The sequence below is a fragment of the Paracoccus sp. MBLB3053 genome (assembly GCF_031822435.1).
Classification (GTDB): domain Bacteria; phylum Pseudomonadota; class Alphaproteobacteria; order Rhodobacterales; family Rhodobacteraceae; genus Paracoccus; species Paracoccus aurantius.
On sequence record NZ_JAVQLW010000001.1, the window covers coordinates 2,727,068 to 2,752,041 of the forward strand.

Here is a 24,974-nt window from a genome sequence, read left to right on the forward strand (position 1 = left end):
GGTTTACCCGACCTTGAAGGCCCGTGTCATGTCGCTGCGCGGTCGCCGGCCATGCCCCGTCTCGGTCATCACGATGACGCCCGAGGCGTCGACGATGCAGAGCGCGACCCCCACCGGCCCGTCGCTCTCGACGAGCCCGATATCGCCGATATCGGCCTGATCGGGGTGGTCATGCTCGGGCAGATGCGCCGCGACGAAATCCGTGAAGCTGGCATGGCCCGCCTTGCGCAGCACGCGCAGCGCGCCCAGGGGCGTGGTGTAGCGGCCGCGCCATTCGGCGGCCATGTCATTGCCCGTGATGGCCTCGATCGCGCCTGCGGCAAGCCCAAGGGCACAGTCATGCGACCCCCAGGCGAAAGGATCGCGGCGCTGCCGGTCCATCTCGGCCGCGAGGCGGGCGCGCCAGTTCGGCAGGCGGGAGAGAGTTGCGCGCGTTTGCTTAACCATGGTGACGCCTCCCCTCGACTCTTCCTTTCGGAGAATTCATTTCTGGACGTTGCAACTGCAGGGAATTACCGTTTCGATCATGATCTCGATTCCGTTCAGGTTTCTGGGGCACGGCGGGATCAGCGCCCTGCCGCCAGGACGTCCGGTCATTTCCGTGGTGTTTTGCGACGGGTTCAGTGCCGACGATGATGCGCTGGAGTTACTGAGCAACCTGGATGACTGGCGCCATCAACCCGCCCTCATCGACACCAGCGCGAGCTATTCGATGATCAGCCGCTCCCTGGCCGAAAGGCTCCGGCTGCAGGCCAATCCGAAACTGAAGGTCATCGGCAGTGCCAGCAGTTCGGACGGACCTCGCGACCTTGTCTCGGTCCGGCTTTACCTGACCGATTGCCGGCGGTTTCTGACAACCGAGGCGGTGGTCGCAGATCTCGATCCGGGCGAGGCGATGCGGATCGGCATGAACGTGATCTCGGAGGCAAGCCTGACGCTTGATTACATCAACGGCCGCTTCGAGCTGCTCTTCCCCAGCTGACCTTCCTTCGGGCAACGAAGGTCAATCAATATCTGAGGCAATGAGATAGGACAGGCTCGCAGATGACCCTCTGGGAGATATGGCTGTTTCGGGTACAGGCTCGACAATCGCAGACGGTCCCCGGCGCGTCATCGCGGCCAGGCTCCGGAGGTCCGGATATTCCGTCAGCACCAGACCGCCGATATCTTCATCTGCATCACTCGAAGGTTGGCTCGGCATCATCACTCCCGCCTCGTTGCCCATCTCGTGGCTCAAGCTAACCGAAGACCCAGGCCAGGTCACTTTAATCGTCTCCTTTGTACCATTGCACTTTGCGGCCACTGACCGTGCCGGCGTATTCGCAGAAGCGATCCCCGGCCGCGCGGCGCTTCTGGTGCGCGTCGGAGGATTTGGCCGGGTTGGTGGCGCTGTACATTGTCAGCAGCTCCGAGCGCACCGCCATGGTGATCGCGCCCTCGCTGGCCGGAGCCGGGGTTGCGATCCCGCCCTCGTCGATGATGCCCGCGAACTCGAGTTGAGGCGGTGAGACAAGCGCACCGCCGGTCAGGCTGGTGGCATGGATCTCGCAGGGCGCCAGCCGCAGATCGACGCCGCGCATCAGGTATTGCGCGCCATCCGCAATCTGCGACAGGCTCACGGTGACCGGCTTATCGCTCCAATCGGCGTGGAGCGAGATCCCCGTCACCGACAAGCCGCAGCCGCCGATATAGGTCCGGGTTTGCGATCCGCTGCGATCCGGCAGGGGCACGTTGACGGTCAGGTCATCCTGACCCGACCAGATCCCGCCCTCGATCTCCTCGCCGGTATCGAAGTCGCGCCCTGCCAGCCAGACGAACCAGACCGGGGCGATGCCCGCGTCGCGCGCAGCAGTCAGCGCGGTCGCGAATCCACTGTCGTAGAATCTCACGGCTTCTGCATCCCGATGATCGAGCCTCCCGTCGCCAGGCCGCCCGGAGTGAAGGTGAAGGACGTGAAACTGCCCTGCGGCACGCGCAGGCGGATGAGCGGCCGGTCGAGCCGGACATTCGGGCCTGACACGACGCCCTGCGGCAAGGGCGGCTCGATCGCGACTTGACCGGTCACCCCCGAGCCATTGGCGGTGATGCTCTCGACGAACTCGCCGAAGTAATAGCGCCCGCCGCTATGGGTGGTGCTGAACCGGTCGCCTGCCGTGATCCGGTAACCTGCCGGCAGGCCGATGAGCGAGAGCATGGTGCGGTTGGTGGCGATGGTGCCGATCACCACGCTGCCGCCGGCGGTCGCGCCCGAGGCCGGTGCATAGCACGGATCGGCGAAGAGGAAGCTCTTCATCGTGCCGAGCGCAGTGACCTTGGCATTGATCTCGCGGCCCTCCTCCCAGCGGCGTGGCCCGAGGGTGATCGCGGCCTGCCAGAGCGGTGGCGCAAGCTGGGCGGTCCAGAACTGGCCGCTGCGCGATCCGGATTGCTCCTCGTAGCGGACCAGGCTCAACTGGCAATCCGCGATCGGCGCCAGCATATCATTGAGGAAGGCCAGCGGGTAAGGCTCGGTGAGTGCCATTCAGGACCTATAGGGGTTCTTGGTATATTGCCGGATCTGGGCTGGCACGCCGTCGCGCACCGCGCTTCCCACGCGGGCCGATGAGGCATCGGCAATCTCGGTGACCTTGACGTCGAAATAGGGGCTCGGGATTACCTCGACGCGGGTCGTGCTGCCGCCCTGCCCCTTGGTCAGGTCGGTGACGATCTCGCCCGGATGGAGAATGGCCGGGAAGCCCCCCTTACCATCAACCCCCCCGGAGCGCGGCCCGGAGCCGGTATAGCCGCCCCCATCGAAGCTCAGGAGGCTGCCGATCCCGGAGACCAGCCCCGATCCCCATGAGGTCTGGTCGAGAAGCCCCATCGCTCCCTTGGCGAGCTGGATCCGGGCGATCTGGGCGATGATCGATTCCAGGGCATCGACCACGCCATCGGCGCCCTCGGTGACCGATCCGAAGAGATCTCGGAAGGCATCCCTGCCCTGTTCGGTGCCGCTGCGCATGCGCTCGAGCTTTGCCTCGGCATCGACAAAGGCCTCGGCCATCTGGTGGACACGGTCGCGCAGCGCCTCGGTGATCGGCTCGCCGGCCTTCTGGGCGTCGTTCAGGAGCTTCTGCTCTTCCTCGATCACCTTCAGCGCGCGTTCCCAATCGCCCCCGACGGCGGTGACTTCGGCCAAGGCCTCGGCCTGGCGCTGCAAGGCCGCGGTCTCGCCCTCAATCTCGGTGACGGCACGCGCGAAGCCGTTCTGCGTCTTGGTCTTGCGCGAACTGTTTTTCTTGCGTCCGGAGCCGCGCGGTTTCCTCGCCTCGGTGGTCAGCCCGCTCCATTCGTCCTGAAGCGCGTAATCGGCATCGACCTGGTCGAGATGGGTCTGCAGCTCGTCATCCGACATGCCGAAATATTCCGAGCCGAACGTATCGCGGCCGTTCAGGATTTCCTGCTTGCGTCCGGCCAGCTCGCCGGCGCGGCGGGCCTCGATGGCGCTGCCGCCGGCCTCGCGAACCGAGCGCGCGGCGTTGATCTTGGCGTTCATGATCATGCCGCCGCCGATCTGCGAAATCAGTGAATAGGCGCCCTGCAGCTGAGCATTGACCTCAGCCATGGCGGCCGCCCAGGCCAGGGTCTGGCTTTCGTTATCATGGAGTGCGGCCAGCGCGTCATAGAGCGCGTCCTTCTGCTCCTCGGTGATATTGAGCCCTTCGATCGCCGCGACCTGCTTGTCATATTCGGCATCGAGCTCGGCCTGGCGCACCTCGAGCGAGTCCTTGCCGTGCTCGGTGATCAGCTGGTTCATGTAGAGCTGGGCCTCGAAGGTGGCGAGCAGCTCATTGGCCTTGGCGGCATCGGCGGCGCGGATCTCGGCCCGCTTCGCCTCGCCTTCGAGAAGCGCGCGCTGCAGCGGGATCATCTTCTCGTCGAGCGCGACAAGGGCGGATTCGTCCGCGCCCGATTCCTTCAGCTTCCGGAGCTGCTCGGAGTATTCGTCGAGCCGCTCGCGCAGGCCGGTCAGGTAATCATCGAGCCCGCCCTCCGCGATCGGCTGGTTCACATAGCTGTAGATCTCGCGCAGCGTGTTGCCGAGCGCCTCGGCCATGGCGAGGTTCTCGCGGCTCACCCCGCCATAGGCGAAGAGAGTATCGCTCCAGCTCTGGTCGCCAAGCCCGAGGCGCAGGGCCGCTTCGGCGACGTTGCTCGACTCGATCCGGCCCGCCCCGTCGATGCCGCGCTCGCCGAAGGCCTCAAACCCTGCATCGGCATAGGCCTTGGCCATGATGGCCGAGACCGCGTCGCGGGTCTTGTTCGCCTCCATCACCATGACCCGGCGGGCGAGCTCGGCGCCCTTGCGGGCCTCTTCGCCATATTGCTCCTGCGAAGCCCCGGTATAGAGCAGCGAGACGCTGAGCGCGTCATTATAGCTCGACATGCTGTCCTTCAGCGCCTCGAAGGAATCCTTTGTCTTCTTCGCCTCCTCCTGCGCTGGCATCAGCCATTGCACCGCCGCCGCGCCGAAGCCGATTACCCCGATCGTGGCAAGCGAGACCGGGTTCAGCATGCCGACAAAGGCCGCACCAAGGGCACGCAGCGCCCCTGTCCCGCCACCCATCTGGGTCAGCACCTGGCTGATCTGGGTGCCCTGCTGGAGCGCGAGCTGCAGCGGGTTCTGGCCGGCCGCCAGCATCACCCCAATATCGTTGAACTGCGAGACCAGGTTGGCATTCGCGCCGGCCGCCGCGCGCAACCCGCGCGAGGCGTCCTCGGCGGTCTTCTTCAGCCCCGAGATCTCGGTCTTTGCGCCCCGGAGCCCCGAGGCGAACCCGGCAGCATCGAGCGAGAGCGTCGCCTTCAGCGCGCCGACATTGGTCATGGTCGCCTCCGGGACGAGATTGCGGGGCGGAACGAGGCCGCCGATTTTTTGTGATGACGATCTGCGAAACGGGTCTAGGCTGGATGAGAGACACGCATGCCAGCCAATACTCCGTAGGAAGACTAATGCTCGTATTGAAGATCGTCGCTGCTATGTGCTTCGCCGCTGCCGCAGTCTTGCTCATCGCCGGGATGATCCAAGGCACGAACTATGTCGGCTCAGCCAGCCTCGCAGCGACGCTGGGGATCTTCATGATCGCTTTCGATCGCGGCCTGCTCTTTCTCAAGGACGTCCGCAAGGAGGTGAACAAGGCGCAGGCGCGACCCAGGCCGCATGACGAAAGAAAGACGACCGCTTTTTACGAAAGCAGAAACCTCAGTGAGCATCTGCCCGATTCCAAGGAACCGTGAACTCCGCGGCGAGAAGCTTCAGGGCGGCATGTGGCTGGGCCGAGTTCTGCGGTTCGTGCAACGCGTGCGCCTCGAGGCGCACGATCTGCCTCCGCAGATCCGGTCCGCAGGATTTTGTGATGACGATTGGCGAAATCGGGCTAGGCTGGAGCCGATAAACGCATTCCAGCCATCTCTGTTCGCAGGAAGCCCGATGCTTATTTTAAAGATTGCCGCTGGTGTCAGTTTGGCCGCCGCTGCCGCCCTTCTGATCGCCAGCATGTTCCAAAGCTCCAGCTATATCAGCCCCGCGATCACGGCGGCGACCTCAGGCGTTATCGCCCTCGCTCTCGATCGCAGCCTCTTCCTGATGAAAGAGATCCGCACCCTGCTCATTCAGGTTCTGGCAAGGACCACACCGCATGACCAGATGATGACTGAGGCCTTGGAACGCGACACTGCCGTCGACGAATCCAGCGTCGAATACGTCCCAATCAAGTTCTGGTATAACTGACCCTCACTCAGGCCCCGCCGCCTCCGCGCCCCAGGCTGCGGCAAGCAGCTGCAAGGCAGCTTCCATCTGTGCCTGGGTCTGCGGCTCGGACACCCGCGCGCCTCGATCGGCAAAGTACTCCTCGAAGCGGCGCAGCTTTCCGGCAAAGGCCGCCCCGGTCAGCGCTGCCGTGTTCCAGGCGGAGCGGTTGCGCATCTCGACCTCACGCCGCAGCCGGTCGCGACTGGCCTGCATCTGCAGCGCGTAGAGCCGCGGTGTCAGCGCCCAGAAGTCCCGGCCGGCAAACCCGGCCGCGACATGGTTGAGATAAAGTGCGGCAAGGGTCAGCTCGCCCGCTTCTTGCGCGGGCGGTGCGGCTTTCCCACGGCTTTCTCCTCCTGCGGCAGATCGCCCTCCTGCGGCGAAGCGGCCTTGACCGCCGCGACCAGGAGCCCGGCATTGGCGTCGAGGATCTGCCCGGCAAGCTCGGGGGTGATCTCGGGCTGGTGCGAACGCAGCCCGCCATAGAAGAGCGCGCGCAGATCGCGCGCGGTCACCAACCCGGCCTGGATGCCGCCGGATTCGAGAAGCTTCAGCATGGCAAAGCCATTCTTGCCGGTGACCTCCTCGAAGGTGCAGAGCGCATTCATGTCGAGCGTCATGGCATAGGCCCGGCCGTCATGGCTGAGGCTGATCGTGCCCTGGAGGTTCATCTCAGGTCACCGGATAGGCCACGAGCACCGGCTTGCCCGAGGGCTTGATGGTGACCGAGGCGGTGAGCTTGCCCTCGGGCGAGATCTCGCCCGGCGCGAAGGCGGTGACGATGCCGGTGAACTGCATGGCGACCGAGCCGCTCGGGAAGATCAGCTCGAAATCCCCCTTGCCGGCCTCGAAGGCCGCGAGCAGCGGATCGCTCACCACCGGGATCCAGTTCACGTCGAAGGTGCAATCCGTCGCGGTCTTGAGACCGGCGATGAACTCGGCAAAGCCGTCCGGGCTTTCGAGATGGGTGGCATCGACGGTATTGCGCGACCAGCCGGCCGGCGTGATCCGCGAGACCTCGGCGACGGGTGTATAGGTCGAGCCGGAGCCCTTGATGCCGAAGCGGGCATTGAGCCCGATCTGGGCATTGGTGACAGGCATTCAAAAGCCCTCCATGTGAAGATGGGTGCCTCACCCCTCAGGGGGTGGTTGGCTCTGTGTCGTCAGGCAGGGTTGCGGGCGCGCACCAGAGGGTGAGCCGGAAGGTCATGACCAGCGTGCCGACATGGCGCTCGCCGAGCGTGTTCGAGACCACGGAGGTCTCGTCGAGAAAGCAGGAGATGCCCGCGCCACGGATCGCGGCATTGACCACCGCCTCGATGATCTCGCTATCGGCATCGAGGACATCCTCGACCTCGTCATGGCCGGCGCGGCGGGCGGCGACCTGCAGGAGCGTGCGCCGGGACGTGCTGGTCATGGTCTCCTGCTCACAGCGATCCTGCGGTGTCAGCACGCCGAGCACCGGCAGGGTCGCGGCATCGATCGAGCCGGGCCAGACCTTGAGGATGGTGAAATCGGCGAAACGGGCATGCTCGCGCAGCGCGGCCCGGACGAGCGCGCGATATTCACTGCGAAAATGTGCCATCACACCGTCCTTGCCGCGAAACTGGCCAGCTCGCAGATCATGAAGCCGTCCGAGGCGGGCGAGCCGCCATGATGAACCACCATGACCCGGAACGTGCGGCCATCCTCGAGGGTGATGCGATCGTCCCGGGCAAGTTCCGGGACGAGATCGCGCCGGACCCGCCAGGTCGGCGCCTCGATCCGGACGAGCTGGCCATCGGCGCCCTCGATCTCGATCGGGGTCTCGCGGAAGAGCGAGCGGATCTCGCGCGCCGCGCCGTCCTGCGGGAAGTAGCGGATCTCCCCACCCAGCACATCCGACAGGATGCCCGCCATCCCGTCGAAAAGGCGGCTCACAGCGTGAAGGCTGCGGTGAGCAAGACCTCGCCCGCGGTATCGGCACTGCCCGCTGCGGCCAGCGCCACCCCGATCAGCTTGTTGGTGTTGGCCGTCACCGTGACCGCCTTGGCGGTATCGTCCCAATAGAGACGCGCGCCCACGGTCCAGACCGCGCCCGTGGCCTTGGCCATGCGATAGGCGCCTTTGAGCGCAAGTTCGAGATCGGCGCCGGTCGCGGCATCATGGACCGCGACGCCGAAAAGCGAACCTGCCAGCACGCCCTGCCCGGAGCTGACATCTGCAGGAGCGGGAATGCTCACTTGATTTCCCGGCTGAATGTAGTTTTTCATGTGATGGTACCTATACCTTGCAGTCATGCGACTAAGGGACGGCCCAGGCCGTCCCGTCTTTTTTGGGTCGGACCCCCGGCCCCGATCAGGCGCCGGCGTTCTTGTAGCCGCCGCGGAAATCGATCGCGCCGCAGCCAAAATCATGCTCGAGGGAGAACCTCGTGCCCTGGACCCCGAACGGGTCCTCCATGCGGAAGCGCGGCGCGGAGTAGCCATCGAGCAGGCCCCATTCGAAACAGGGCGCCGAGGCGGGCGAAGCAAAGACATACCAGGCATTGCCGGTGATCTTGGCGGTGACACCCAGCGAGAGCGAGCCATCATTGAAGACGTTCACGCTGCCGGCCTGCGCCGGCATGATGCCCTTGTAGAGATATTGCTGCGCCTCGGTCTCCTTGTCGGGACCGACCAGCAGGATCTGAGGGGTGAGCTCGAGCTCGGCCCCGTCGAGCCCCTTGCGCTTGCGCAGCGCGGCGCGCGCGGCGGAGAGCGAGGTGACATTGATCGCGGCGGCGGTGCCGGCCTTGGTGCCGTCGGTGGTGTTGAAGACCTGGCGGCCGGTCTCGTTGAGCCCGGGGCCGTCGCCATTGGCGCCGCTGAGCATCATCTCGTAGAAGATGCGGTCCTCGAACCGCGCCACGGCGTCACCGCGATCGTTGAGGACCTGCATGATGCCGTCGAGGCTGTCATTCACCAGGAGCTGGCGGGTGAAGAGCACCTTCACGCCATAGGCCTTGACCGAGGTCTTTTCCTTCGACTCGCTGAAGCTGCCGCCCTTGAGCTCGCCGCCCTCGGGGCTCACCGGCTGCAGGTCGGGGAAATCGCCCATGCGCACCGTCGAATGGTCGCGGAAGTCCTGGTAGCTGCGCTGCCGCGCCAGCCGGCGATAGGTCGGCTGGGCCTGCTGGTAGCGGGCCGCGAGCGAGCGGTTCATGGCGCCTTCGAGAAGCACCGGGAAGTCGCTGGTCGACTGGAAGGCCATGCGCAGCATCTCTTCGCGGGCGGCAAAATTGCCCGGCACGCGGCGCGCGCCCATGCGTTCGGCCGCCATGTCGACGATCGAGAAGTCCATGTAGGGCCGCGCCACATCTTCCGGCGCCCGCCCGCTCAGCCGCGCGATCAGCGCGCCCTCCATGCCGAGGCGTCGGGTCTCGGTCTCGTCGCGGCCGCGCTCGCTCAGCGCGCGCGGCGCCGGCACGCCTTCGCGCCCGGCCATGGTCGCCATGAACCGCGATCCGGCCATCTCGGCCGAGGTGCCGTCATCGATGAGCGCGTTCAGGTCCGCCTCGGTCAGGCGCCCGGCCGCCATGAAGGGCGTGGCCATGTCGCGCAACATGCGGATGCGGCTGCGTTCCTGCATCGCCACCGCCTGGGGATCGGGCGCGGGCGGAACCGGGGCCGCTGCCGGGTTCGCGGCTGCCGGGACCGGGTTCGGCGCCGGGCTCGGCGCCGGGTTCGGGGGCGTGGTGGGATTGGTCTCATTGGGCATATCGAGCTCCATGGTTGCGGCCACCGGGGCCGGGGTTCCGCCGGGGACGGCAGGGTCGCGGGACAAGGCCGGGCCAGGACCCGGGGCATGGGCGCGCATCAGCGCGCCATAGGCATTGACCTCGCGCCGCATCCGGGCGCGCAGGCTGTCATTGATGATCGGGGCGGGTGTCGCGGGCTGGGCTTCCTCGGCCAGCGCATCGATGAAGCCTGCCGCGATCGCGGCCTCGGCGGTGTAGAAGGTCTCGGCCGCCATGATCGCGAGCACCGCATCGACGCCCTGGCCGGAGCGGTCGGCATAGACCTGGGCATAGACCCGGGCCAGCATGTCGAGGAAGTCGGCCTGGGCGCGCATGCCCTCGGCGCCTTCGTAGACATATCCCCTGGGGTTGTGCAGCATGATGAACGAACCGGTCGTCATCTCGCGCTCGGCCGCGCCCATCAGGATCAGCGAGGCGGCCGAAGAGGCCTGGCCCTCGACCACGATCCGGACCCCGCCGGGATGATTGGCAAGCGTGGCACGGATCGCCTCGCCGGAGATCGGATCGCCCCCCGCCGAATTCAGCCGCACCGTCACCCGGCCCTCGCCCATCGCGAGCAGCGCATCGCGCACCAGGGCGGGAGAGAAGAACGCCTCCTCCTCCCAGCTCCAGTCCGCGGCATCGTCGGACATGACATAGCCAGAGAGCACCAGCTCGCCGCCGATGATCAGGTCGGCCCCTTTGCGCTTCATGCCGGCTTCTCCTCTGTCTGGGCTGGCGTTGTCTGCCGGGCGCGCTTGTCGCGGGCGCCCGGCGGAGCCTGCAGCGCCGGAGCCGCGAGCCCGGCGGCGGCATCCTTGGTCTCGTCCTCGGCGCGCTCGCGCCGGATCCGCTCGGGATCGAGCCCGAGCGTGCGCTGCACGTTCTGGCGGCTGTTCACGCCGCCCTCGACCGCCTTGATCATCGCGTCGATCTCGTCATTGGGATCGATCAGCGCCCGGCGCGGCGCGGTATGGCTGAGCCCGAAGGCCTCGCCCGGCAGCACCTTCTGCAAGCGCCAGGCCTCCTGCACCCAGCGTTCGATGCCCTGGCAGAACTGCAGGATGACCAGCCGCTGCCAGCGCTCGACATTGCGGTCCATTTCCATCCGGCCCATCCGGCCGCTCGAGAAGTTCACCCCCGAGAGATCACCGGTCAGCGATTCGCGGGTGATGCCGATGCCCATGGCGATGGCGCCCAGGTTCTCGCGCAGGAAGTCGGGATAGCCCTCGACCCGGGGCGGCGTGGTCCAGCTCACCTGCGCGCCATGGGGTGCGGCCACCACCGCGCCGGGCTCGAGCTTGCTCAGCCCGCGCAGCTTCCTGACCTCGGAGGCCGCGGCATCGTCCTTGTCATAGGTAACGATGCCGGCCAGCAGCGAGGCCATCTTCTGCTTCAGGATCTCGGCTTCCTGGTAATCGCTGAGATCGCCCATGGTCAGCATCACCGGTGCAAGCCAGGGCACGCCGCGCAGCTGCCCCGGTCGATCGAGGCGGCGCACATGCAGCACGTCGCGCCAGGACACCCGCTCGGATCTGAGGAGCGCGCCGCGCATGCGCGCCGATCCGGGATGTTCGGTGAAGAGGTGATAGGCCTCGATATCGCCGATCGGGCTGTATTCCACACCCTCGATCACCTCGTTCCTGCCCCAGCTGGTGATCGTGGTATCGAGATGATCGCATTCGATGAGCTCGACCTGGAAGCCGAGCGGCAGCTCGCGGGCATATTTGCCGCGCCGGATCCGCCGGCGTGCCAGGATCTCGCCATCGGTGAAGACCGTGCCGATCACCACTTCCTGGAGCGCATAGAGATCGAGCTCGCCCCGCGCATCGAGCGCCGGCGTCAAGAGGTGATCGCTCAGCACCTGCCAGACCTGTTCCTGCACCCCGGCATCGGCATGGACGACCGAGGGCACGATGCCGGTGCCGACGACATTGGAAACCACGACCTCGCGCGCCCGGGCGGCATAGGGCCGGTTGCGTACCATGTCGCGGCTGAGCTGGCGCAGCCGCTCGCGCGCCCCGAAGGCGGCGGCATCGCCATCCGTGGCCGGGGCCTTCCAGCCCTCGGTGCGCCGGCCGCGCGAGGCGGCATCATAGTTCATCGCCAGCCCCATGGCCTGGCGCGCCGCCATGCGCTCGCGCCCGGCCGCAGGGGCGATCTCGCCGATCGCCCGGTCGAGCGCCCTGCCGATCCAGCCCATGTTCAGAGCCCCCGGCCGAGGCTGGGATAGATCGTGGCGAAGGGCTCGGCGCCCGCTCCCTCGCGCGCCGCGATCTGGCTCTCGAGATCGGCGATGCGCCGGGCGAAGGCCGCGTCGTCGACGAATTCGACGCGCTCGCCATTGATCTGGACCGAACGCACGCCCCGGGCGCGGTTGCGCACCAGCTCGTCGCGCAGGCGGGTCAGTTCACTCAGTTCGATTGCCATCATATCCTCTCAGCGGCGCAGCCATTCGATGACGCCGTCAGTGCTGTCCGGGTCCTCGGCCGCCGGCTGCGGCGGCTCGGCCCGGCCGGTCCAGATCGCGAAGCGGTTCATCTCGCCCAAGGTGGCCCAATGCGGCGGATCTTCCGGGTTGATCCGGGAAATCCCCTTCAGCTCGGCCAGGGCCTGGGCCTGCACCGAGAGATCGAGCGTCTCGTTGCGCCCGCTGCCGGGCCGCTTGCGATAGCCGTCCTCGTGGCGGCGCTCGGCGATGAGTTCCTCGAGCCGTTCCTGTTCGATGCTGCGGGCAAAGAGGTAAGATCCCGGCCCCTGGTCAAAGCGGGCCGCGCCCGCGAGCACGGTGTCCTTGAGCCGGTCGACCGCCATGTTCATGAGCTTGATCGAACGCGCCTTGCGGTTCTGCGCGCCGCGCTCCGGCGCCGAGAGCCAGACCCGGCTCTCGAACCTGAACCCGCCGCGGCCGATCGAGAGGAACCAAAGATCTCCCTGGCCCTCGCGCCTGCGCTTGCGCCAGAACTTCTCGGCATTGTCGGCCCAGCCGGGAGGGCCGTTGAAGTCGATCGCCACCGCGCAGGGCTTGAGCGACCAGTCCTCGCCATCGACCGCGTAGGTCCGGTCGAGGAGATCGGGAAGAATGTCCGCATCCTCGACATAGCGCGCCGGGTTCAGTGCCCGGAACCGGCCTTCGAGATCGCGCGCCCGGGGCGCGGTCTCGGGCGGCTGGGTGAGATCGAAGCGATCGAGCGCGATGCGGCGCCCGTCGAGCCCCCAGGCCGTGACCAGGACGGCAAACCAGCTCCCATTCACATCGACCGAGACGGTGATGAACCGCGTCCAATGCGGGCAGCTCATCGGCGCCAGGTCGCAGGCCGCGTCCTTCAGCGCCGCGGCCGAAAGCCCGCTCTCATCTTCCTCGGGCCGGGCGAAGGGCACGCCGATATCGGTGTAATGCACCCGGGCAAAATCGATATCGTCCTGGCTGGCCTCGAAGGCCCGCCGCGCGGTCTCGTAGCGCTCGACCAGCTCGTCCCAGCCGGAAAATGCCGCCGCCGCGCCATTGAGCGCGTAGCTCGCGATCGGGGTCTGGCGGATCAGCGGATCGTCGATCCGGCACAGCAGCCGCCTTCCGGCCGCGTCGAGCTGGCGCGATTCATGCAGCCAGCCGCCGCGGCCGCTCAGCGCCAGCGCGTTGAGCCGCGTCTTGTGGCGATGGCTGAGCAGGTCGCCGCAATGCGGGCATTGCATCTGCGCCCCTGCCCCGGCCGCACCGGGCTCGAGGCTCCTGTCATAGGAGAGGCGATCGAAGCGCGGCTCGTAAAGCTCGGCGCAGTTCGGGCATTCCCAGTACCAGCGCCCGCGCGTGCCCTCGTTGTAGATCTTCACGATCCCGCCGGTCACCGGCGGCAGCCGGTGCGGCGCGGCCGGGTCGAATTCCCAGGCCTGTTCGGGGTCGACCGGGAAGGCGGGCGTGCTCTCGACGAAGACGCAGCCTCGCGACATGAAGGTCCGGATCCGTTGCAGCGCCATGCCATGCGGCGTGCCCTCGGGGCTGTCCTTGGGCCCCAGCCGTTGCGGCATGTGATCGTAATCGGTCAGCAGCACCATGCGCTGGGAGCGCGAGGAGAGCTGGTTGGCCACCGGGTAGCCGATGGTAAGCCGCATGCCCTTGAAGCGCTTGCGACTGAAGGTGCTGTCATCGCGGCTGGCGCCGAGCCGCTCGCGCAGGCTCGGGCTCGCCTCGATGGCCGGGTCGAGCTTCTCCTCGACCCAGGCATCGGCATCGGTCTTGGTCATGTGGATGATCTGCACCGGCGCCTGGGCGCAGGTGATGGCATGGGCCGAGACCGAAAGCAGCATCTGCGACTTGCCGCTTTGCGACGGGCCCACGAAACAGACCGACTTGAAGAGCCGGGACTGGCTGATGTCCTGCGGCTCGACGGTATAGGGCGCGACCAGGCGGTCATAGGCCTGCCAATTGCCCTGGACCGGTACCTTCAGATGCCGCTCGGCCGCATCGGTGACCGAGATCCGGCTCGGCGGGTCAAGGAGCGGCAGCGCATCGGCGAGCAGCTCCTCGGGCGTGGTGAAGGGCGGCAAGGGCGCGATGCGCGCCAATGCGCCCGGGCCGCGATCCGGCATCATCACCATCAGAGCGCCATCTCGCCCTGGGCGCTGCCGATCGCGACCACCGAGGCCGGGCGGCGCAGCAGCGCCTCGATCTTGCCCTTGAGCTCGTCGCGCAGCTGATCGGTCCGGATCACGACCTCGGCCACCTGCTCGGTCGAGAGCCCGAACTTCATCTCCAGGTAATCCGGCAGGGTCTCGAGCGAGGTCGCGACCATGACGATCACATCCTCGATCACCGCCCGGGTCCGGTCGGCGCGCACCAGGTCGCCGCGCTGCTCGGCGACCCGGTTGCGATGGTATTCCGCCTCCGAGAGCTTGCGCAGCTCATCGGCCGACATCCAGCCCTCGGCCTCTTCCTGGTCGGCATCGAGATTGCGGAAAGCGAGCGCTGCCTGCGCGGCGACCTGGTCGCCGCGCAGCTTCAAAGCCCGCGCTTTCTCGTCCCGCGCCTGGCGCCAGGCATGGCAATGCGAGAGCTGGAACTCGTAGGCCACACCGTTCTGGCCCTCGGAAAGCGCCGGCATGCCCTGCGCCATCCACTTGGTGATCGTGTTCTCGGTGACATTGAAGGCACGGGCGAGCTGCGTCCGGTTCAGCACGCCATCCTCGATGCCTTCGGGCAAGGGCCATGCCGAGACATCGAGCACCTCCCCGTCCGAAAGCGTGACGAGCTGCGACACGAATGATCCTTTCAATAACAACAACAATGACTTGAACAAGCACCCCCGGCGCGGTTCCCGGAGCCGGATGACACGGGGCGCGAATTACCCCCGTGCAGGAGCTTGAAGGGAAGGACCCGAGGTGGGGTGGCCGGGGTCGGATCAGCGCGCCTTCGCGGCGACCCGTGCCGCCATCTTCTCGATGGTGCGGCGCAAATGCGCGGGCAGTCGCGCCTCGTAGACCTCACGCGCCCCGCCGAAGAAGCCAAGCCGCTGGTCATAGGCCGGCATCGACCGGGTGAAATGCAGCACCTCGCTGATCGTACCGTCCGGCGCGCGCTTCCAGATCCCGGGCGAAAGCTTGCTCTCGGCCGAGGGCACGAAGAAGCCCGCCCGCTTGCGTTTGCGCTTGCGCGCCGCCGCCGTGGTGTTCGTGCTCCGGTCGCGCTGCGCCTGGACCGCAGACAGCGCCTGGTTCCGCTCGCCGGTCGACCAATTGCCATAGGCATCGAGCTTGGCCCCGCCTGCCGGGACCACTGCGGTGATGATGCCATCATAAGCGAGCCGGGCATCGAGCAGGCCCTCGAGCCCGGTCCTGCCCCTGCGCCCGCCTTGTTCCTGCACCTTGAGGAAATGCCGCTTGCCAACCGAGGGCCGTTCCTTGACCTCGGCCTCGAGATCACTGACCCGCGCCCGTTTCACCATGAAGGCGTTCCTGGTAAATCCCGTCGGCCGGTCGAAGACCTCTTCCATGCGGGTCTGCACATGGGTGAGCACATCGGCCGCCGTGTCGTTCAGTGCCCAGCTGGCAGCGGTCCGGATCTCCCGATCGGCGAGGCGCGAGAAATGCGCCTGCAGCTCGCGGTCATCAAGACTGATCGTGAGCATGGAACGGCTCCGCCATATCCGCATCTGAAAGACACGCGTTGATATCTTAGCCCAATGGTGCAACGCTTTACGTCGTACCCACTCATGCGGGAATACCCAATGGTCCCAACATTGCGCGCGCATGCGAGAACGATGGTCGCTAATCACGAAGCAGCGGACCGACTTGTCTGTGACACCCTGGACTGGGCCGTCGAGCACGTGGCTGAGTATCGGCCCGATTCAGATATGGCGTCTTGGCTGATCGGAATCATGTGCTTCCTGGCCGCCTCGCCTACTTCGAGAGATAGGCTTATCTGACGCCTCTCCAGAAAACTACTCGACCTCGGCCTGCACGGCTTCTACTTCGCTGAATGAGTTAAACTGGCCAAGAAACGAAGAATGCCCGCTCGGATCTCTCCTGCGGGCACACTTTTCGATAATGTCAAAAGAAATACGATCCGGTGTCCTAAGCAGTCAAGGACGATTTAACGTTGAGCGCGCGGATTGCCCTGCATGCGATCCAGCACAAGCCTCATCGCCTCGATCAAAGTGCCCACGTTGCGGCCAGTCTTCGACCAGCCATGCCGAACCAAAACAGCCTCGAAGCTGTCTTCTGCCAGGCAAATCGCATCAACCAGAATACGGTCCATGATGATCCGGGCGCCCTCGACGCCCCGCGCCGATGGCCGAACCCGGCGAACCGCCATGGCCACGCCATTGCCGATCCGCCGACGCAGCACAGCGATGGCTTCACCCTCGGCAATGAAGGCGTCGATGAACTCCCCGCCCCCGCTTGGGCCAGAGCCGCGGCGCGCCTCGAGACTGGCGCAGCGCATGCCGCCAGCATCATGGCGTTCGACCAGGTCGCGATAGCGCCGGGCGACGTCTACCTGTCCCTTGGTGAAGGGTGATTTGCCGGGATTGCCGTCCCTGTCCTTCTTTGCTGCCGCGCGCCGTTCCAGGTCGTCGAAGATGTCCATGCCACGCGCTGCCTTGAAACCGCGCCAGCCCGTGCGTTCGACCTTCCAGCCCGAGGGAGCTTTCTCATCCGGCATCATCACATGCGGCGTCACCGAGACCTGGGCACCGCGCGCCGGGGCGATCGGGATGGCTGGGCCACAACCTTCGACCGGTGTTGCCCGACGCAGTATCCCGGTGAGCCGATCCTGCTCGGCCGCGCGTCTTGCTGATCCGGCTGCACTGTCGAAGACCACGCGGGGTGCGCGGAAAGTATCCTCGCCCAGGTTGATATCCAGATCCTTCATGCCGCGTCCTCTTCTGCCTTTTGCGCCTGGATCGCCTCGATCTCGGCCATGTCCTGATGCCAGTCGGCCAGCCAGCGCCGATCCTCGGCCCCGGTCAGCCCGGCCTCGATATTCTCGGTGATGATCTGGCGACGGCGGCGATTGCGCTCGGCCTCATCCTTCAGCCCCGCCATGAAATATTTCGACGGTGGCGGGCCGAGCTTCTTGGCGATCTGGAAGAGCTCGACCGCCCAACCCTCCGCCTTGGCCTGCCGCCCCATCGCCGAACGGATCAGGCTGCGGGCATAATCGCAGTCACGCGGCGGCGGCAGCTGCAGCATAGTGGCCCAATGCTTGATCAGCGCCTCAGCCGGCCAGATCCCCTTCACCGCATGGCGCACGATGAGGTCATGCAGACCGCGCAGGTTCTCGTCACTGAGATAGGCCAGCCAGGACCGCAGCCGCGCGAGTGCCTTTTCATGGTTCTCGGCGCTTGTGCCCCTCGGTCGGGCAAGACCCGCCAAGGGATCCATCAGCAAGGCCGCCACCCGCGCTTCTGCTTCAGCTTTCGTCACCGTCATGGCCACACCCCGTTTCTCAGCATGCCGACTTATCCACAGCCCAATCCGTTTCAGTGTCGCGAACCGGCCTTTGTCTTTTTCTATGTCTCTGTCCCTGTCTCTATCGTCGGGGACAGTCTCGAAGTGTCCTCGGACTGTCTCGAACTGTCCCCGGGGACAGTGTTGGACAGTTTGGGAAAGTTTAAGGTCCGCTGCGCCGTGCTCGTAGGTTCAGTTCCAACGAATGGTTCATCCAGGCATTGATGCCGCGCTCAATCCAGTCCATCGAGCGGTACTCGCAGCCTTCTGCATGCAACCAGCCATCGATCCAGAGCACGGCACCGTCATTCGAGGCGAGCGAAGCATGAGCCCCAGTCAGGCAGGATCGCAGCCGTTGCAGCCGCTTCTTCGTGCTCGCAGCCTCGCTCCGGGCCCGGTGATCCTCGCGCCTGGAAATGGCCTCGCGCAGCGTGCGCAGAACCATCGGATGCGACAGGCGGATCTCCTCGCCACACCGCACCGGAGACCACTTGTGCAAGGGACCATAGTCCAGGCGGCACAGCTGCTGGAAATGGGATGGATCAACCAGAAGCATTTTAGCCAAAAGTTCTGGATCATTTGGTAAGGTACCGACCGGCGCCTGGTCGTAGCTGATATTGATGAGGTCGAAGAACAACGCGCGACATTCCGGCGTTCCGCGCAAACGCATGTCGCTGTTCAGCCAGCGGCGTCGTTCCCACGCCACGAAGTAATGACTGTCGAGGCGATCTTCGACCGTGAGCGGATATTCGTCGAGCTCGCCGACAGAGACCACCTGAAAGGCTCTCATTCGGACCGCCTTGTGCCAATGACCGATTGTTTCTGGATCGCCAGTCGAAAGCCGGCGCCGGGCTCTTGTGCGGCTTGCCAAGCAGTGAACACATTCCGCCCATCGACGCCGGCCAGATCACAGACCATGTAAAAATCAGTGCTGCCGAACCATTTTTTCGCCCGCCACACATCAAGATCAGTCTCGATCTGGAGCGGCGCGATCGAAAGGTTCCAATGCTCGACGAGGACCGCGCACCAAAGGGCGCGACATGCGCTTGCTTCTGTCTCTGAAATCTCGAATGGGACTGGCGCTGGCGCGCCAGTCCCTACCCTACCGTCGGCAGAACGGTTCTCGGCCGGGCCGGCCGCAGGTTTCGCGATTTCGGACCATTCGCGCCCAGGGCGGCCGGAATCGCGACGGGTTTCGAAAGGACAGGTCATACTACCCCTCCTTGATCCCCGCCCGGGCAACCTGAAGACCCGTGTTGCATCATTTGCCCCGCATGATCTCGGTATAGCGCGGCAAGGTTGCGGTCGCATGATCGACGATGTCGCCATAAGGTCGGCACATGCCGTCAAACCAGTTGCAGGCCGTCTGAAAGGTCACCGAGAAATGCACGGCGCATTCTTCGCGCGAATTGAAACTCGCTATCATCAACAACGACCAGCGGCGCATGAATGTGTCGCGGTTGATCGCGTGAACATGGCCGCGACGGAGAGCTGAGGCTGAGCTCCTTCGGTCAAATGCCCTTTCCCGGGACATTTGGCCTGTGGGCGTCCTAGATAAGTTGGAGTTCTGCAGCTTGGGAATCATCGTCATGGGGCAGCTCGCAGTTTGGGGCCGACTTGGCCAGTTGAGAGGTGTATGATTTCAAGGATGTGCGCTTTGCTTTTTCTACGCTGAGCGCGGCAGCAACGCGTTCGGCAGTGTCGGGCCAGATCCGACCGTTGCTTCTAAGGCGTTCAATTAGCCGACCATTTCTAGCAAGCAGCCAGCCCGTTCGATGCTCAGAAAGCCCGGTGTCCGACATGAACTTCTCAATCAGTGGAAGGAGAGGGTGCGTCATGGAATCTGCAATTGCACGCTTTAGCGTTCACGTCAATGCACGCTATAACGTTCGAGCTAAGAACGTCACAGCGTGCTAAGTATCCACTTATGAAAATGGGATGGTTTGAAAGACTTATCGAGACCATACAGGCGGATGAGCGCGGAATGCGGGAACTCAGCCGTCAGGCTGGGACGGGGCCGAACTACGTTCAGCAGATGATCAAAGACAGAAAAGAACCAGGCGCGGATCGTCTCGCGCGGCTTCTCGACGTCTTGGGAACAGAGCACGCACTCTTCATCTTAACCGGTGTGCAGGCGAGCCCTGAAGATCTAGAACTTCTAGCTCTTCTGAATACGATTCCAGATCACGTGAAGACGCAGATCCGTCCTCTATTGACAGCGATGCAAGCCTCCGAATCCGAGGCAAAACAAGGCGCTTCTGATTCAGCGACAAATTGAGCCAGAGCTCGATTATTTCCAGATCCAAACTCTTCATAGCACACCTTCTCTGCTCTAAAATTTCGTAAGAACAATAAGTTGCGAGGCTGCGAGCGCTATAGCTTGGCCGCTCTCCCACGCTCGATTATTTCCTCCTCGACCACACGAGAGCTGCGCAATGATCCCGTTTGATGGGGAACTGGCTCTGTGCGCCTCATAGACCGAAACGTCATTCCAGATGACCAGCCCCGCTGATTCGCGAACCGAGCTCGTTTCAGTTCATAGCAATAATCCCATCAATCCAAAATGAACGCTATAACGTTCATTTTGGATTGACCTGCACGCTTTGGCGTGCAATCTGATTTCATCCGCAACCCTTGGATGGAGCTCAGCATGCAGACCCATTCACTACCCCAGACGATCCAACTGCCCTCGACCCAGCAGGCTATCGCCGACGCGCGGCTCATTGTTTGCACGCCGGAACTAGCCGTCCTCGTCCCGCAAACATTCCGTTTGCTCGCACTGAAAATTCTCGCAAGCCAGCAAGGCTTCACTGTTGTTCAACGCCACCGCCCGGCCAACAGCGCGAGCCCACGCACCTAGCCTTCCTTCCCATGCTCCAGCCCGGCACGTGCTGCCTGGTTGACTGGCCCCCGGCGTCCTTTCCCGCCGGGGGCATATTCCTCGGTCCAGCTGACCCTCCGGTGTCTCGCCTCGATACGGCCAGCATCCCGAGCGCCAGTTCGACACCGCCAACACCAACAGGAGCCGAAATGAACATGCTGGTTGATCAAGCCACGATCGGCGCTGCGATGAAGAGCGCTGACAAAAGACGCCACAAATCGCCACCCATGAAAGAAACGAGCGAAGACCAGGCCGTTTCCGACAACGCCTACGGCATCGCTGCTGGCGAGTTGCGCCAGTTCATCGAGCAGTTTGAGCAGCTGGATGCGGAAAAGAAGGAGATCGCGGGACAGCAGAAGGGTGTCATGTCCGAAGCGAAGGCTCGAGGATACAACACCAAGGCCATTCGGATGATCATCGCGCTCCGCAAGCGTGACAAAGACGATGTCGCCGAGGAGGAGGCCATCCTCGAGATGTACAAAGCAGCCTTGGGGATGATATGATGCGCAAGGCAAACCGTCAAAATCCGAAGATCCTTACCCTTCGTTTTCGCGCTTACCAGCACTGCATGGTGTACGGCACCGATTTGACCGTCGCCGATTTGGCTGAAGCGCTGAACGTCACGACTGCCCAACTTCGACGTGTCCTGCGAGGACAAAAGTGGTCGCTGGTATTGCGATCGAGCGCGCTCGATGTGCCAGAGCGGCCTGAATTCAAAGGCTCGGCTGGATTTGAAGATCAGCAAGACGCCCGCGCATATTTGGGGGTCACTGAATGATCATCACTCGCCACATAAGCCCCTATGTCACAGTGATCCGCCAGCAGGGTGATCCCCTGCCAAGCTGGCTGTCTCCTCCCACGCCCGAAAATCGTTCGTGCAAGATGAGCATGAAGATTGAATATCTTCGTCGTCACGCCCACGGTCACCCCCTGAGCGATGAAGATGAGGCATTCAACACCGCACTGAATGAGCTGCAAGCCGCACTGGACGGGCGACCGAGCCATGGCTGATCGCGCGGCACACCTGCCAGGCATCATCTACAGAGGGATCGAAATCCGGAAGTACGACGTGCCCTGTACGCCATGGGTTTGGACGCACTGCGAAACCGACGGCTTTGGGTGTGCCGATTCTCTCGATGAAGTGCAACGGCAGATTGATACCCATTTGGGCACGTCGACCCAACTGGGCGAACCGGCGTGAGCGCGGAAGCAGAATAATGGCGAAACCTCCTCGATATCAGGGTGTACTAATCGACGATCTTCGGTGGGCACATGCCGAGATCGCGAGGCTCGTCCTGACAAAACCGGCCGCGCTTCCGATCTTCGAACGTCTCGACAATGAGCTAAGGGCCGCGGAGGCGATGCTGGCCAACGATCCGATCGCAGCCGCAAGAGCAATGCTGTCTGCACATAAGGCCGTTCGCTGAACGGCAGGCGGGCGATCCGGACCTAACCCCGCGCTTGAACCTCAACTTTCATCCGCCATACTCGGAATGCGTCTCGCAGGAATTTTCTTGCTCAGCGGGGCGTATATTTTAGTTCTCTCGACGGCGGATGGATGAACTTGAACGATCGATTTGAAGATCACATTCCCTCGCGGGATGCCCAGGCCAAAGCCGACACCATGCGGCAAGCTGCACTTGCACTTCTCCCCCCTCACGAAATCAAGCCACGTGACAATACTCGCCGTTTCGAGCTGGCGGACGCCAGCCGGGCTGAGGGTAGCTACGAACTTGCGCAGGCGCTCTACGAGGCCGTGCTGCTCACAAAGCCCGACAATGTGAAGGCGTTGCGCCAAAACGCTGCCTGCCGTCTCGCGGCCGGGAAGATCAACGAAGCTCTGGCATCCGCTGAGGCGGGTCTATTGATTCTGCCTCAAGACCCGGTGCTCGAGCGGATTCGTCTAAACTCCGCCAAACGATTAGGGACCCTCCAATCGCAACCCGCCGCATCAACCAGTCTATCGCCGAAACGCATTCTGGACCTCGCACGCAAACACCTTCACCAGAGCAAACCAGAAGAAGCAGCCTCCCTGCTGGACGAACTGCTCTCGAAATACCCAGCCCATATTCATGGCCTCGCCCTGCGCGCCCATGTTGCCCTGAGAACAGGCGATCTCGAGGGCGCTCTAAAATTCTGCGCGCGAGGGCTGGAAGTTCGGCCCGACCATCCGGGAATACTTACAACGCGCGCCAAAGCGCTTTCCCGTCGTGGGCAGCATGAGACTGCGCTCGGACAGCTCGAGGAAGCCTACCGAACAAATCCGGATCTCGATGCGGGCGCCAAATTTGCACTTGCAGAGGCACGCTTGGCAGCCGGGCAGGAAATCCAAGCGGATGTCATGTACGTGGAAGTGCTTAATGAGGCTCCGGGCGACCCACGAGCCCACCTGAGCCGGATCCGCAATGCACTTTCGGCCGGAGATATAAACGAGGCGCTCGAGCGTTGCGACGCAGCACTCGTCGATCATCCAGGTGACCCGCGTTTTCTCGGGCGCAGAGCGCATGTGCTTCTGCAGGCAGGACGTGCAGATGAGGCGTTGAGCATCCTTGAAGCGCTCAAAGCTAAAGCAACGTCCCGACCTCAGCTGCGTCGTCAGCTTGCATCCACCTTGCTCGCGGTTGGGAGAAGAAGCGAAGCCAAGCAGATTTTGCTCGAATTGCTCACCATTGATCCAGGAGATAGTGACGCTCGCCTCGGACTGGCCGAAATTGCAGATCAGGAAGGCGACAGCGCTGCAGCATTGAAGATGATGGAAGGCGCCCTGAGCCCGGCGGCAGACCTCAACAATTCTGCAGGAGAGCCGCCGGCACCAAGCGGCGCAATAGCGACAGAGCGTCCGGGTCCAATCCTGAAATACTTGCAGCTCTGCCTCAAACATGGACGCACCAATCAAGCGCGGCAAATTTTGGAGGGGATCGGCAGCCCAGATGAGCACTGGTCCATGCCGCAACTCATGTCACTTTCGGGCCTCGCCCAGAAGACAGGCGCTATGCCGGTCCTCAGCTCCACCTTGCAAGCATCGCTCGCGCGGGACGTCCTGTCGCCGGGAATGGCACTCAATATATTGCGGATGGGACAGGCGACAGGGAATGAACGACTTGCGCTGAAGCTCCGGGATCAGCTGCAAATCAAACTTCCGCTTGGGCAACAGGACCTATTCCGACTCAGAAGTGATCTGACGATTTACGGCCCCGAAGGCGCACTCACTCGACTGCGAGCAACTCGGATCGCGCGGCGGAATCCCATCCAAGCGGAAGCGCTAGGTGATCTCTTGGCAAAGGCCGGCCAACGAGAACTCTGCCTGCGCTATCTACGCCATTGCAGACGTCGGTGGCCTGCCTCGCTGCCAATCCTCAAGCTGCAAAACGCAGCAATGAACCGCTTTGGCGCCGCTCAGGCCGCGTTGGACGAGCTCGAATCAATGCCTATAAGCAATGGCGCCGAAACCAAACGTCTTCGAATTAGATCCCTGATAGCTCTTGGCCGTCTCGAAGACGTCCTGCAAATCGTCGATCAAATGGATCCGGGGCAGCGCAAGCCGCTCGGCAGCCAGGGCCAGATGATGATCAGGCTGGCAATGGGCGATGCTAAGGGCGCAGCTGCCTTGGTCGATGCCGTCGCAGCGGAAAGCAGTCGAAGTGAGCGAACCAAGGCACGCTTCCGAGTGAGCCATCTGGGCGCGTTCTTGAACGAGTTGCAGCTGATCGGATCCGACCTGCCCTCTGTGGTCGCTTGCCCCGACAAAATTGCAGAAGATCTAAAGCGCGGCTTTTACTTTCCGGCGAAGCGCTCCATCGACGCATGGCAAGCCTCTGTGAAAAGCCCTTCCCGATTGCGAAATGAGAGCGAGATCCCCCGCCGCATTGTGCAGTACTGGGATCAGAACGAAATCCCTCCGGTGATCGCCGGCCTGATGCAGAGCTGGCAAAAGGTCCCCGGTTACAGTTACCAACGATACTCTCGGCAAACCGCAATTGCGTTTTTGAACGAACGTTTCGAGCCCTCCTACGTCCGGGCATTCAAACTGACGCACAGCCCGGCAGAGCAATGTGACTTTCTCCGCCTGTGTCTCCTGTTTGCCGATGGTGGTATTTATGCAGACGCCGATGATCTACTTCTCGGCGACGTCGACCAGCTTCGCTGCCGAGGAGCTGGCGTTGTACTTTATCGGGAGTGCTTTGGCGCGATCGGAAATAACTTCCTGGCCGCGCGCCCTGGCCATGCTTTGTTTCGACGCGCAGCGGAAATGGCTCGAGACTCATTATTGGCCCGAGAGAACGACCTCACCTGGTCGAAGCTTGGCCCTGGGCTAATGACAAGGGCGACTGCGCTACACGTATCAACCGAACCGGACGAAGACCTGACGCTCATTTCCGAGCAGGATCTGTCGCAAGTCGTTCAGATCCATATGACCCTGCCCTATAAGGCAACGCCTGCCTATTGGAACAATCGCGAAGGCAGGGCTCCAGATTCCATCATAAAAATTCTCTCTGATTTTGCGAACGGTTCAAAAGCCACCTCGGATCATGACCCCAAGACAGACCCGACCAAAATAATAAAGGGAAGCGGTGAGCCCGCTTCCCCTCGGTGATCGCGAT

At 63.7% G+C, this 24,974-nt stretch carries 30 protein-coding genes; 10 read left to right on the forward strand and 20 right to left on the reverse strand.

Annotated features, from left to right (window positions below; all coding sequences use genetic code 11):
• Nucleotides 1-3: 3 nt before the first annotated feature.
• Complete coding sequence (locus tag RGQ15_RS13590; RefSeq protein WP_311160844.1) at nucleotides 4-447, reverse strand: DUF6950 family protein; 444 nt, start codon at nucleotides 445-447, stop codon at nucleotides 4-6.
• A 79-nt stretch (nucleotides 448-526) separates the two neighbouring features.
• On the opposite strand from RGQ15_RS13590, the gene RGQ15_RS13595 reads away from it, so the two are divergent.
• Nucleotides 527-982, forward strand: coding sequence for a retropepsin-like aspartic protease (locus RGQ15_RS13595; protein ID WP_311160845.1), 456 nt, complete (start codon nucleotides 527-529; stop codon nucleotides 980-982).
• A 283-nt stretch (nucleotides 983-1,265) separates the two neighbouring features.
• Here the strand turns inward: RGQ15_RS13595 and RGQ15_RS13600 are convergent, their stop codons facing one another.
• Genes RGQ15_RS13600 through RGQ15_RS13610 form a run of 3 tightly spaced genes read right to left on the reverse strand, consistent with a single transcriptional unit; the run spans nucleotide 1,266 to nucleotide 4,867 of the window.
• Nucleotides 1,266-1,889, reverse strand: a complete 624-nt coding sequence (locus tag RGQ15_RS13600; protein WP_311160846.1) for a hypothetical protein — start codon at nucleotides 1,887-1,889, stop codon at nucleotides 1,266-1,268.
• Nucleotides 1,886-2,521: a hypothetical protein gene (locus tag RGQ15_RS13605; protein WP_311160847.1), complete on the reverse strand. Its 636-nt coding sequence runs from the start codon at nucleotides 2,519-2,521 to the stop codon at nucleotides 1,886-1,888. Before RGQ15_RS13605 ends, RGQ15_RS13600 begins: the two co-directional genes overlap by 4 nt.
• Complete coding sequence (locus RGQ15_RS13610; protein ID WP_311160848.1) at nucleotides 2,522-4,867, reverse strand: phage tail length tape measure family protein; 2,346 nt, start codon at nucleotides 4,865-4,867, stop codon at nucleotides 2,522-2,524.
• A gap of 125 nt (nucleotides 4,868-4,992) precedes the next feature.
• On the opposite strand from RGQ15_RS13610, the gene RGQ15_RS13615 reads away from it, so the two are divergent.
• Complete coding sequence (locus RGQ15_RS13615; RefSeq protein WP_311159531.1) at nucleotides 4,993-5,277, forward strand: hypothetical protein; 285 nt, start codon at nucleotides 4,993-4,995, stop codon at nucleotides 5,275-5,277.
• 193 nt (nucleotides 5,278-5,470) lie between these two features.
• The gene (locus RGQ15_RS13620; RefSeq protein ID WP_311160849.1) at nucleotides 5,471-5,770 is read left to right on the forward strand and encodes a hypothetical protein; all 300 of its coding nucleotides are present in this window, start codon (nucleotides 5,471-5,473) and stop codon (nucleotides 5,768-5,770) included.
• Between the two features lie 3 nt (nucleotides 5,771-5,773).
• Here RGQ15_RS13620 and RGQ15_RS13625 read toward each other — a convergent pair whose 3' ends face one another.
• The 12 genes from RGQ15_RS13625 to RGQ15_RS13680 form a co-directional block, all read right to left on the reverse strand.
• Nucleotides 5,774-6,004 carry a hypothetical protein gene (locus RGQ15_RS13625; RefSeq protein ID WP_311160850.1) on the reverse strand — a complete coding sequence of 77 codons (231 nt, stop codon included), beginning with the start codon at nucleotides 6,002-6,004 and terminating at the stop codon, nucleotides 5,774-5,776.
• Between the two features lie 89 nt (nucleotides 6,005-6,093).
• Nucleotides 6,094-6,462, reverse strand: coding sequence for a hypothetical protein (locus RGQ15_RS13630; protein ID WP_311160851.1), 369 nt, complete (start codon nucleotides 6,460-6,462; stop codon nucleotides 6,094-6,096).
• Nucleotide 6,463: 1 nt separating this feature from the next.
• On the reverse strand, nucleotides 6,464-6,892 hold the full coding sequence (locus tag RGQ15_RS13635) for a phage tail tube protein (protein ID WP_311160853.1): 429 nt from the start codon (nucleotides 6,890-6,892) through the stop codon (nucleotides 6,464-6,466).
• Nucleotides 6,893-6,929: 37 nt separating this feature from the next.
• Nucleotides 6,930-7,376 (reverse strand): hypothetical protein, encoded by a 447-nt coding sequence (locus tag RGQ15_RS13640; RefSeq protein ID WP_311160855.1) that lies wholly within the window; start codon nucleotides 7,374-7,376, stop codon nucleotides 6,930-6,932.
• Entirely contained in the window at nucleotides 7,376-7,711 is a 336-nt protein-coding gene (locus RGQ15_RS13645) for a head-tail joining protein (protein ID WP_311160857.1), read from the reverse strand. Before RGQ15_RS13645 ends, RGQ15_RS13640 begins: the two co-directional genes overlap by 1 nt.
• Nucleotides 7,708-8,043, reverse strand: a complete 336-nt coding sequence (locus RGQ15_RS13650) for a DUF2190 family protein (protein WP_311160858.1) — start codon at nucleotides 8,041-8,043, stop codon at nucleotides 7,708-7,710. The genes RGQ15_RS13645 and RGQ15_RS13650 overlap by 4 nt, the downstream gene beginning before the upstream one ends.
• A gap of 85 nt (nucleotides 8,044-8,128) precedes the next feature.
• Entirely contained in the window at nucleotides 8,129-10,261 is a 2,133-nt protein-coding gene (locus tag RGQ15_RS13655; RefSeq protein WP_311160859.1) for a Clp protease ClpP, read from the reverse strand.
• Nucleotides 10,258-11,751 (reverse strand): phage portal protein, encoded by a 1,494-nt coding sequence (locus RGQ15_RS13660; protein WP_311160861.1) that lies wholly within the window; start codon nucleotides 11,749-11,751, stop codon nucleotides 10,258-10,260. The genes RGQ15_RS13655 and RGQ15_RS13660 overlap by 4 nt, the downstream gene beginning before the upstream one ends.
• Before the next feature lie 2 nt (nucleotides 11,752-11,753).
• Nucleotides 11,754-11,978, reverse strand: a complete 225-nt coding sequence (locus RGQ15_RS13665) for a phage head-tail joining protein (RefSeq protein ID WP_311160863.1) — start codon at nucleotides 11,976-11,978, stop codon at nucleotides 11,754-11,756.
• 9 nt (nucleotides 11,979-11,987) lie between these two features.
• Nucleotides 11,988-14,144 (reverse strand): terminase gpA endonuclease subunit, encoded by a 2,157-nt coding sequence (locus tag RGQ15_RS13670; RefSeq protein ID WP_311160864.1) that lies wholly within the window; start codon nucleotides 14,142-14,144, stop codon nucleotides 11,988-11,990.
• A complete protein-coding gene (locus tag RGQ15_RS13675; RefSeq protein WP_311160865.1) occupies nucleotides 14,144-14,803 on the reverse strand; it encodes a terminase small subunit in 660 nt (219 codons plus the stop codon). Before RGQ15_RS13675 ends, RGQ15_RS13670 begins: the two co-directional genes overlap by 1 nt.
• Nucleotides 14,804-14,944: 141 nt before the next feature.
• The gene (locus RGQ15_RS13680) at nucleotides 14,945-15,670 is read right to left on the reverse strand and encodes a hypothetical protein (protein ID WP_311160866.1); all 726 of its coding nucleotides are present in this window, start codon (nucleotides 15,668-15,670) and stop codon (nucleotides 14,945-14,947) included.
• 99 nt (nucleotides 15,671-15,769) lie between these two features.
• On the opposite strand from RGQ15_RS13680, the gene RGQ15_RS22385 reads away from it, so the two are divergent.
• Complete coding sequence (locus RGQ15_RS22385) at nucleotides 15,770-15,967, forward strand: hypothetical protein (protein ID WP_409201322.1); 198 nt, start codon at nucleotides 15,770-15,772, stop codon at nucleotides 15,965-15,967.
• A gap of 167 nt (nucleotides 15,968-16,134) precedes the next feature.
• Here RGQ15_RS22385 and RGQ15_RS13685 read toward each other — a convergent pair whose 3' ends face one another.
• The 4 genes from RGQ15_RS13685 to RGQ15_RS13700 form a co-directional block, all read right to left on the reverse strand.
• Complete coding sequence (locus tag RGQ15_RS13685) at nucleotides 16,135-16,914, reverse strand: hypothetical protein (RefSeq protein ID WP_311160867.1); 780 nt, start codon at nucleotides 16,912-16,914, stop codon at nucleotides 16,135-16,137.
• Complete coding sequence (locus tag RGQ15_RS13690; protein ID WP_311160868.1) at nucleotides 16,911-17,474, reverse strand: hypothetical protein; 564 nt, start codon at nucleotides 17,472-17,474, stop codon at nucleotides 16,911-16,913. Before RGQ15_RS13690 ends, RGQ15_RS13685 begins: the two co-directional genes overlap by 4 nt.
• A gap of 181 nt (nucleotides 17,475-17,655) precedes the next feature.
• Entirely contained in the window at nucleotides 17,656-18,282 is a 627-nt protein-coding gene (locus RGQ15_RS13695) for a hypothetical protein (protein WP_311160869.1), read from the reverse strand.
• 471 nt (nucleotides 18,283-18,753) lie between these two features.
• On the reverse strand, nucleotides 18,754-18,918 hold the full coding sequence (locus RGQ15_RS13700) for a hypothetical protein (protein ID WP_311160871.1): 165 nt from the start codon (nucleotides 18,916-18,918) through the stop codon (nucleotides 18,754-18,756).
• Nucleotides 18,919-19,476: 558 nt separating this feature from the next.
• Between RGQ15_RS13700 and RGQ15_RS13705 the strand changes: the two genes are divergently transcribed.
• The 6 genes from RGQ15_RS13705 to RGQ15_RS13730 all read left to right on the forward strand — a co-directional run bounded on the left by RGQ15_RS13705 (nucleotide 19,477) and on the right by RGQ15_RS13730 (nucleotide 24,967).
• A complete protein-coding gene (locus RGQ15_RS13705) occupies nucleotides 19,477-19,770 on the forward strand; it encodes a helix-turn-helix domain-containing protein (RefSeq protein ID WP_311160872.1) in 294 nt (97 codons plus the stop codon).
• A 372-nt stretch (nucleotides 19,771-20,142) separates the two neighbouring features.
• Nucleotides 20,143-20,352: a hypothetical protein gene (locus tag RGQ15_RS13710; protein WP_311160874.1), complete on the forward strand. Its 210-nt coding sequence runs from the start codon at nucleotides 20,143-20,145 to the stop codon at nucleotides 20,350-20,352.
• A 176-nt stretch (nucleotides 20,353-20,528) separates the two neighbouring features.
• Nucleotides 20,529-20,876, forward strand: coding sequence for a DUF2312 domain-containing protein (locus RGQ15_RS13715; protein WP_409201342.1), 348 nt, complete (start codon nucleotides 20,529-20,531; stop codon nucleotides 20,874-20,876).
• Nucleotides 20,876-21,151, forward strand: coding sequence for a hypothetical protein (locus RGQ15_RS13720; protein ID WP_311160875.1), 276 nt, complete (start codon nucleotides 20,876-20,878; stop codon nucleotides 21,149-21,151). Before RGQ15_RS13715 ends, RGQ15_RS13720 begins: the two co-directional genes overlap by 1 nt.
• The gene (locus RGQ15_RS13725) at nucleotides 21,148-21,384 is read left to right on the forward strand and encodes a hypothetical protein (protein WP_311160876.1); all 237 of its coding nucleotides are present in this window, start codon (nucleotides 21,148-21,150) and stop codon (nucleotides 21,382-21,384) included. Before RGQ15_RS13720 ends, RGQ15_RS13725 begins: the two co-directional genes overlap by 4 nt.
• A 547-nt stretch (nucleotides 21,385-21,931) precedes the next feature.
• The gene (locus RGQ15_RS13730; protein WP_311160877.1) at nucleotides 21,932-24,967 is read left to right on the forward strand and encodes a tetratricopeptide repeat protein; all 3,036 of its coding nucleotides are present in this window, start codon (nucleotides 21,932-21,934) and stop codon (nucleotides 24,965-24,967) included.
• Nucleotides 24,968-24,974: the final 7 nt, after the last annotated feature.

Coding starts and splice junctions, on each gene's coding strand:
- RGQ15_RS13590 (WP_311160844.1), bottom strand. CDS start 447: ATGGTTAAGCAAACGCGCGCAACTCTCTCCCGCCTGCCGAACTGGCGC.
- RGQ15_RS13595 (WP_311160845.1), top strand. CDS start 527: ATGATCTCGATTCCGTTCAGGTTTCTGGGGCACGGCGGGATCAGCGCC.
- RGQ15_RS13605 (WP_311160847.1), bottom strand. CDS start 2,521: ATGGCACTCACCGAGCCTTACCCGCTGGCCTTCCTCAATGATATGCTG.
- RGQ15_RS13610 (WP_311160848.1), bottom strand. CDS start 4,867: ATGACCAATGTCGGCGCGCTGAAGGCGACGCTCTCGCTCGATGCTGCC.
- RGQ15_RS13615 (WP_311159531.1), top strand. CDS start 4,993: ATGCTCGTATTGAAGATCGTCGCTGCTATGTGCTTCGCCGCTGCCGCA.
- RGQ15_RS13620 (WP_311160849.1), top strand. CDS start 5,471: ATGCTTATTTTAAAGATTGCCGCTGGTGTCAGTTTGGCCGCCGCTGCC.
- RGQ15_RS13625 (WP_311160850.1), bottom strand. CDS start 6,004: ATGCAGGCCAGTCGCGACCGGCTGCGGCGTGAGGTCGAGATGCGCAAC.
- RGQ15_RS13630 (WP_311160851.1), bottom strand. CDS start 6,462: ATGAACCTCCAGGGCACGATCAGCCTCAGCCATGACGGCCGGGCCTAT.
- RGQ15_RS13635 (WP_311160853.1), bottom strand. CDS start 6,892: ATGCCTGTCACCAATGCCCAGATCGGGCTCAATGCCCGCTTCGGCATC.
- RGQ15_RS13640 (WP_311160855.1), bottom strand. CDS start 7,376: ATGGCACATTTTCGCAGTGAATATCGCGCGCTCGTCCGGGCCGCGCTG.
- RGQ15_RS13650 (WP_311160858.1), bottom strand. CDS start 8,043: ATGAAAAACTACATTCAGCCGGGAAATCAAGTGAGCATTCCCGCTCCT.
- RGQ15_RS13655 (WP_311160859.1), bottom strand. CDS start 10,261: ATGAAGCGCAAAGGGGCCGACCTGATCATCGGCGGCGAGCTGGTGCTC.
- RGQ15_RS13660 (WP_311160861.1), bottom strand. CDS start 11,751: ATGGGCTGGATCGGCAGGGCGCTCGACCGGGCGATCGGCGAGATCGCC.
- RGQ15_RS13665 (WP_311160863.1), bottom strand. CDS start 11,978: ATGGCAATCGAACTGAGTGAACTGACCCGCCTGCGCGACGAGCTGGTG.
- RGQ15_RS13670 (WP_311160864.1), bottom strand. CDS start 14,144: ATGGTGATGATGCCGGATCGCGGCCCGGGCGCATTGGCGCGCATCGCG.
- RGQ15_RS13680 (WP_311160866.1), bottom strand. CDS start 15,670: ATGCTCACGATCAGTCTTGATGACCGCGAGCTGCAGGCGCATTTCTCG.
- RGQ15_RS22385 (WP_409201322.1), top strand. CDS start 15,770: ATGGTCCCAACATTGCGCGCGCATGCGAGAACGATGGTCGCTAATCAC.
- RGQ15_RS13685 (WP_311160867.1), bottom strand. CDS start 16,914: ATGAAGGATCTGGATATCAACCTGGGCGAGGATACTTTCCGCGCACCC.
- RGQ15_RS13690 (WP_311160868.1), bottom strand. CDS start 17,474: ATGACGGTGACGAAAGCTGAAGCAGAAGCGCGGGTGGCGGCCTTGCTG.
- RGQ15_RS13695 (WP_311160869.1), bottom strand. CDS start 18,282: ATGAGAGCCTTTCAGGTGGTCTCTGTCGGCGAGCTCGACGAATATCCG.
- RGQ15_RS13700 (WP_311160871.1), bottom strand. CDS start 18,918: ATGATAGCGAGTTTCAATTCGCGCGAAGAATGCGCCGTGCATTTCTCG.
- RGQ15_RS13705 (WP_311160872.1), top strand. CDS start 19,477: ATGCGGGAACTCAGCCGTCAGGCTGGGACGGGGCCGAACTACGTTCAG.
- RGQ15_RS13710 (WP_311160874.1), top strand. CDS start 20,143: ATGCAGACCCATTCACTACCCCAGACGATCCAACTGCCCTCGACCCAG.
- RGQ15_RS13715 (WP_409201342.1), top strand. CDS start 20,529: ATGCTGGTTGATCAAGCCACGATCGGCGCTGCGATGAAGAGCGCTGAC.
- RGQ15_RS13720 (WP_311160875.1), top strand. CDS start 20,876: ATGCGCAAGGCAAACCGTCAAAATCCGAAGATCCTTACCCTTCGTTTT.
- RGQ15_RS13725 (WP_311160876.1), top strand. CDS start 21,148: ATGATCATCACTCGCCACATAAGCCCCTATGTCACAGTGATCCGCCAG.
- RGQ15_RS13730 (WP_311160877.1), top strand. CDS start 21,932: ATGAACTTGAACGATCGATTTGAAGATCACATTCCCTCGCGGGATGCC.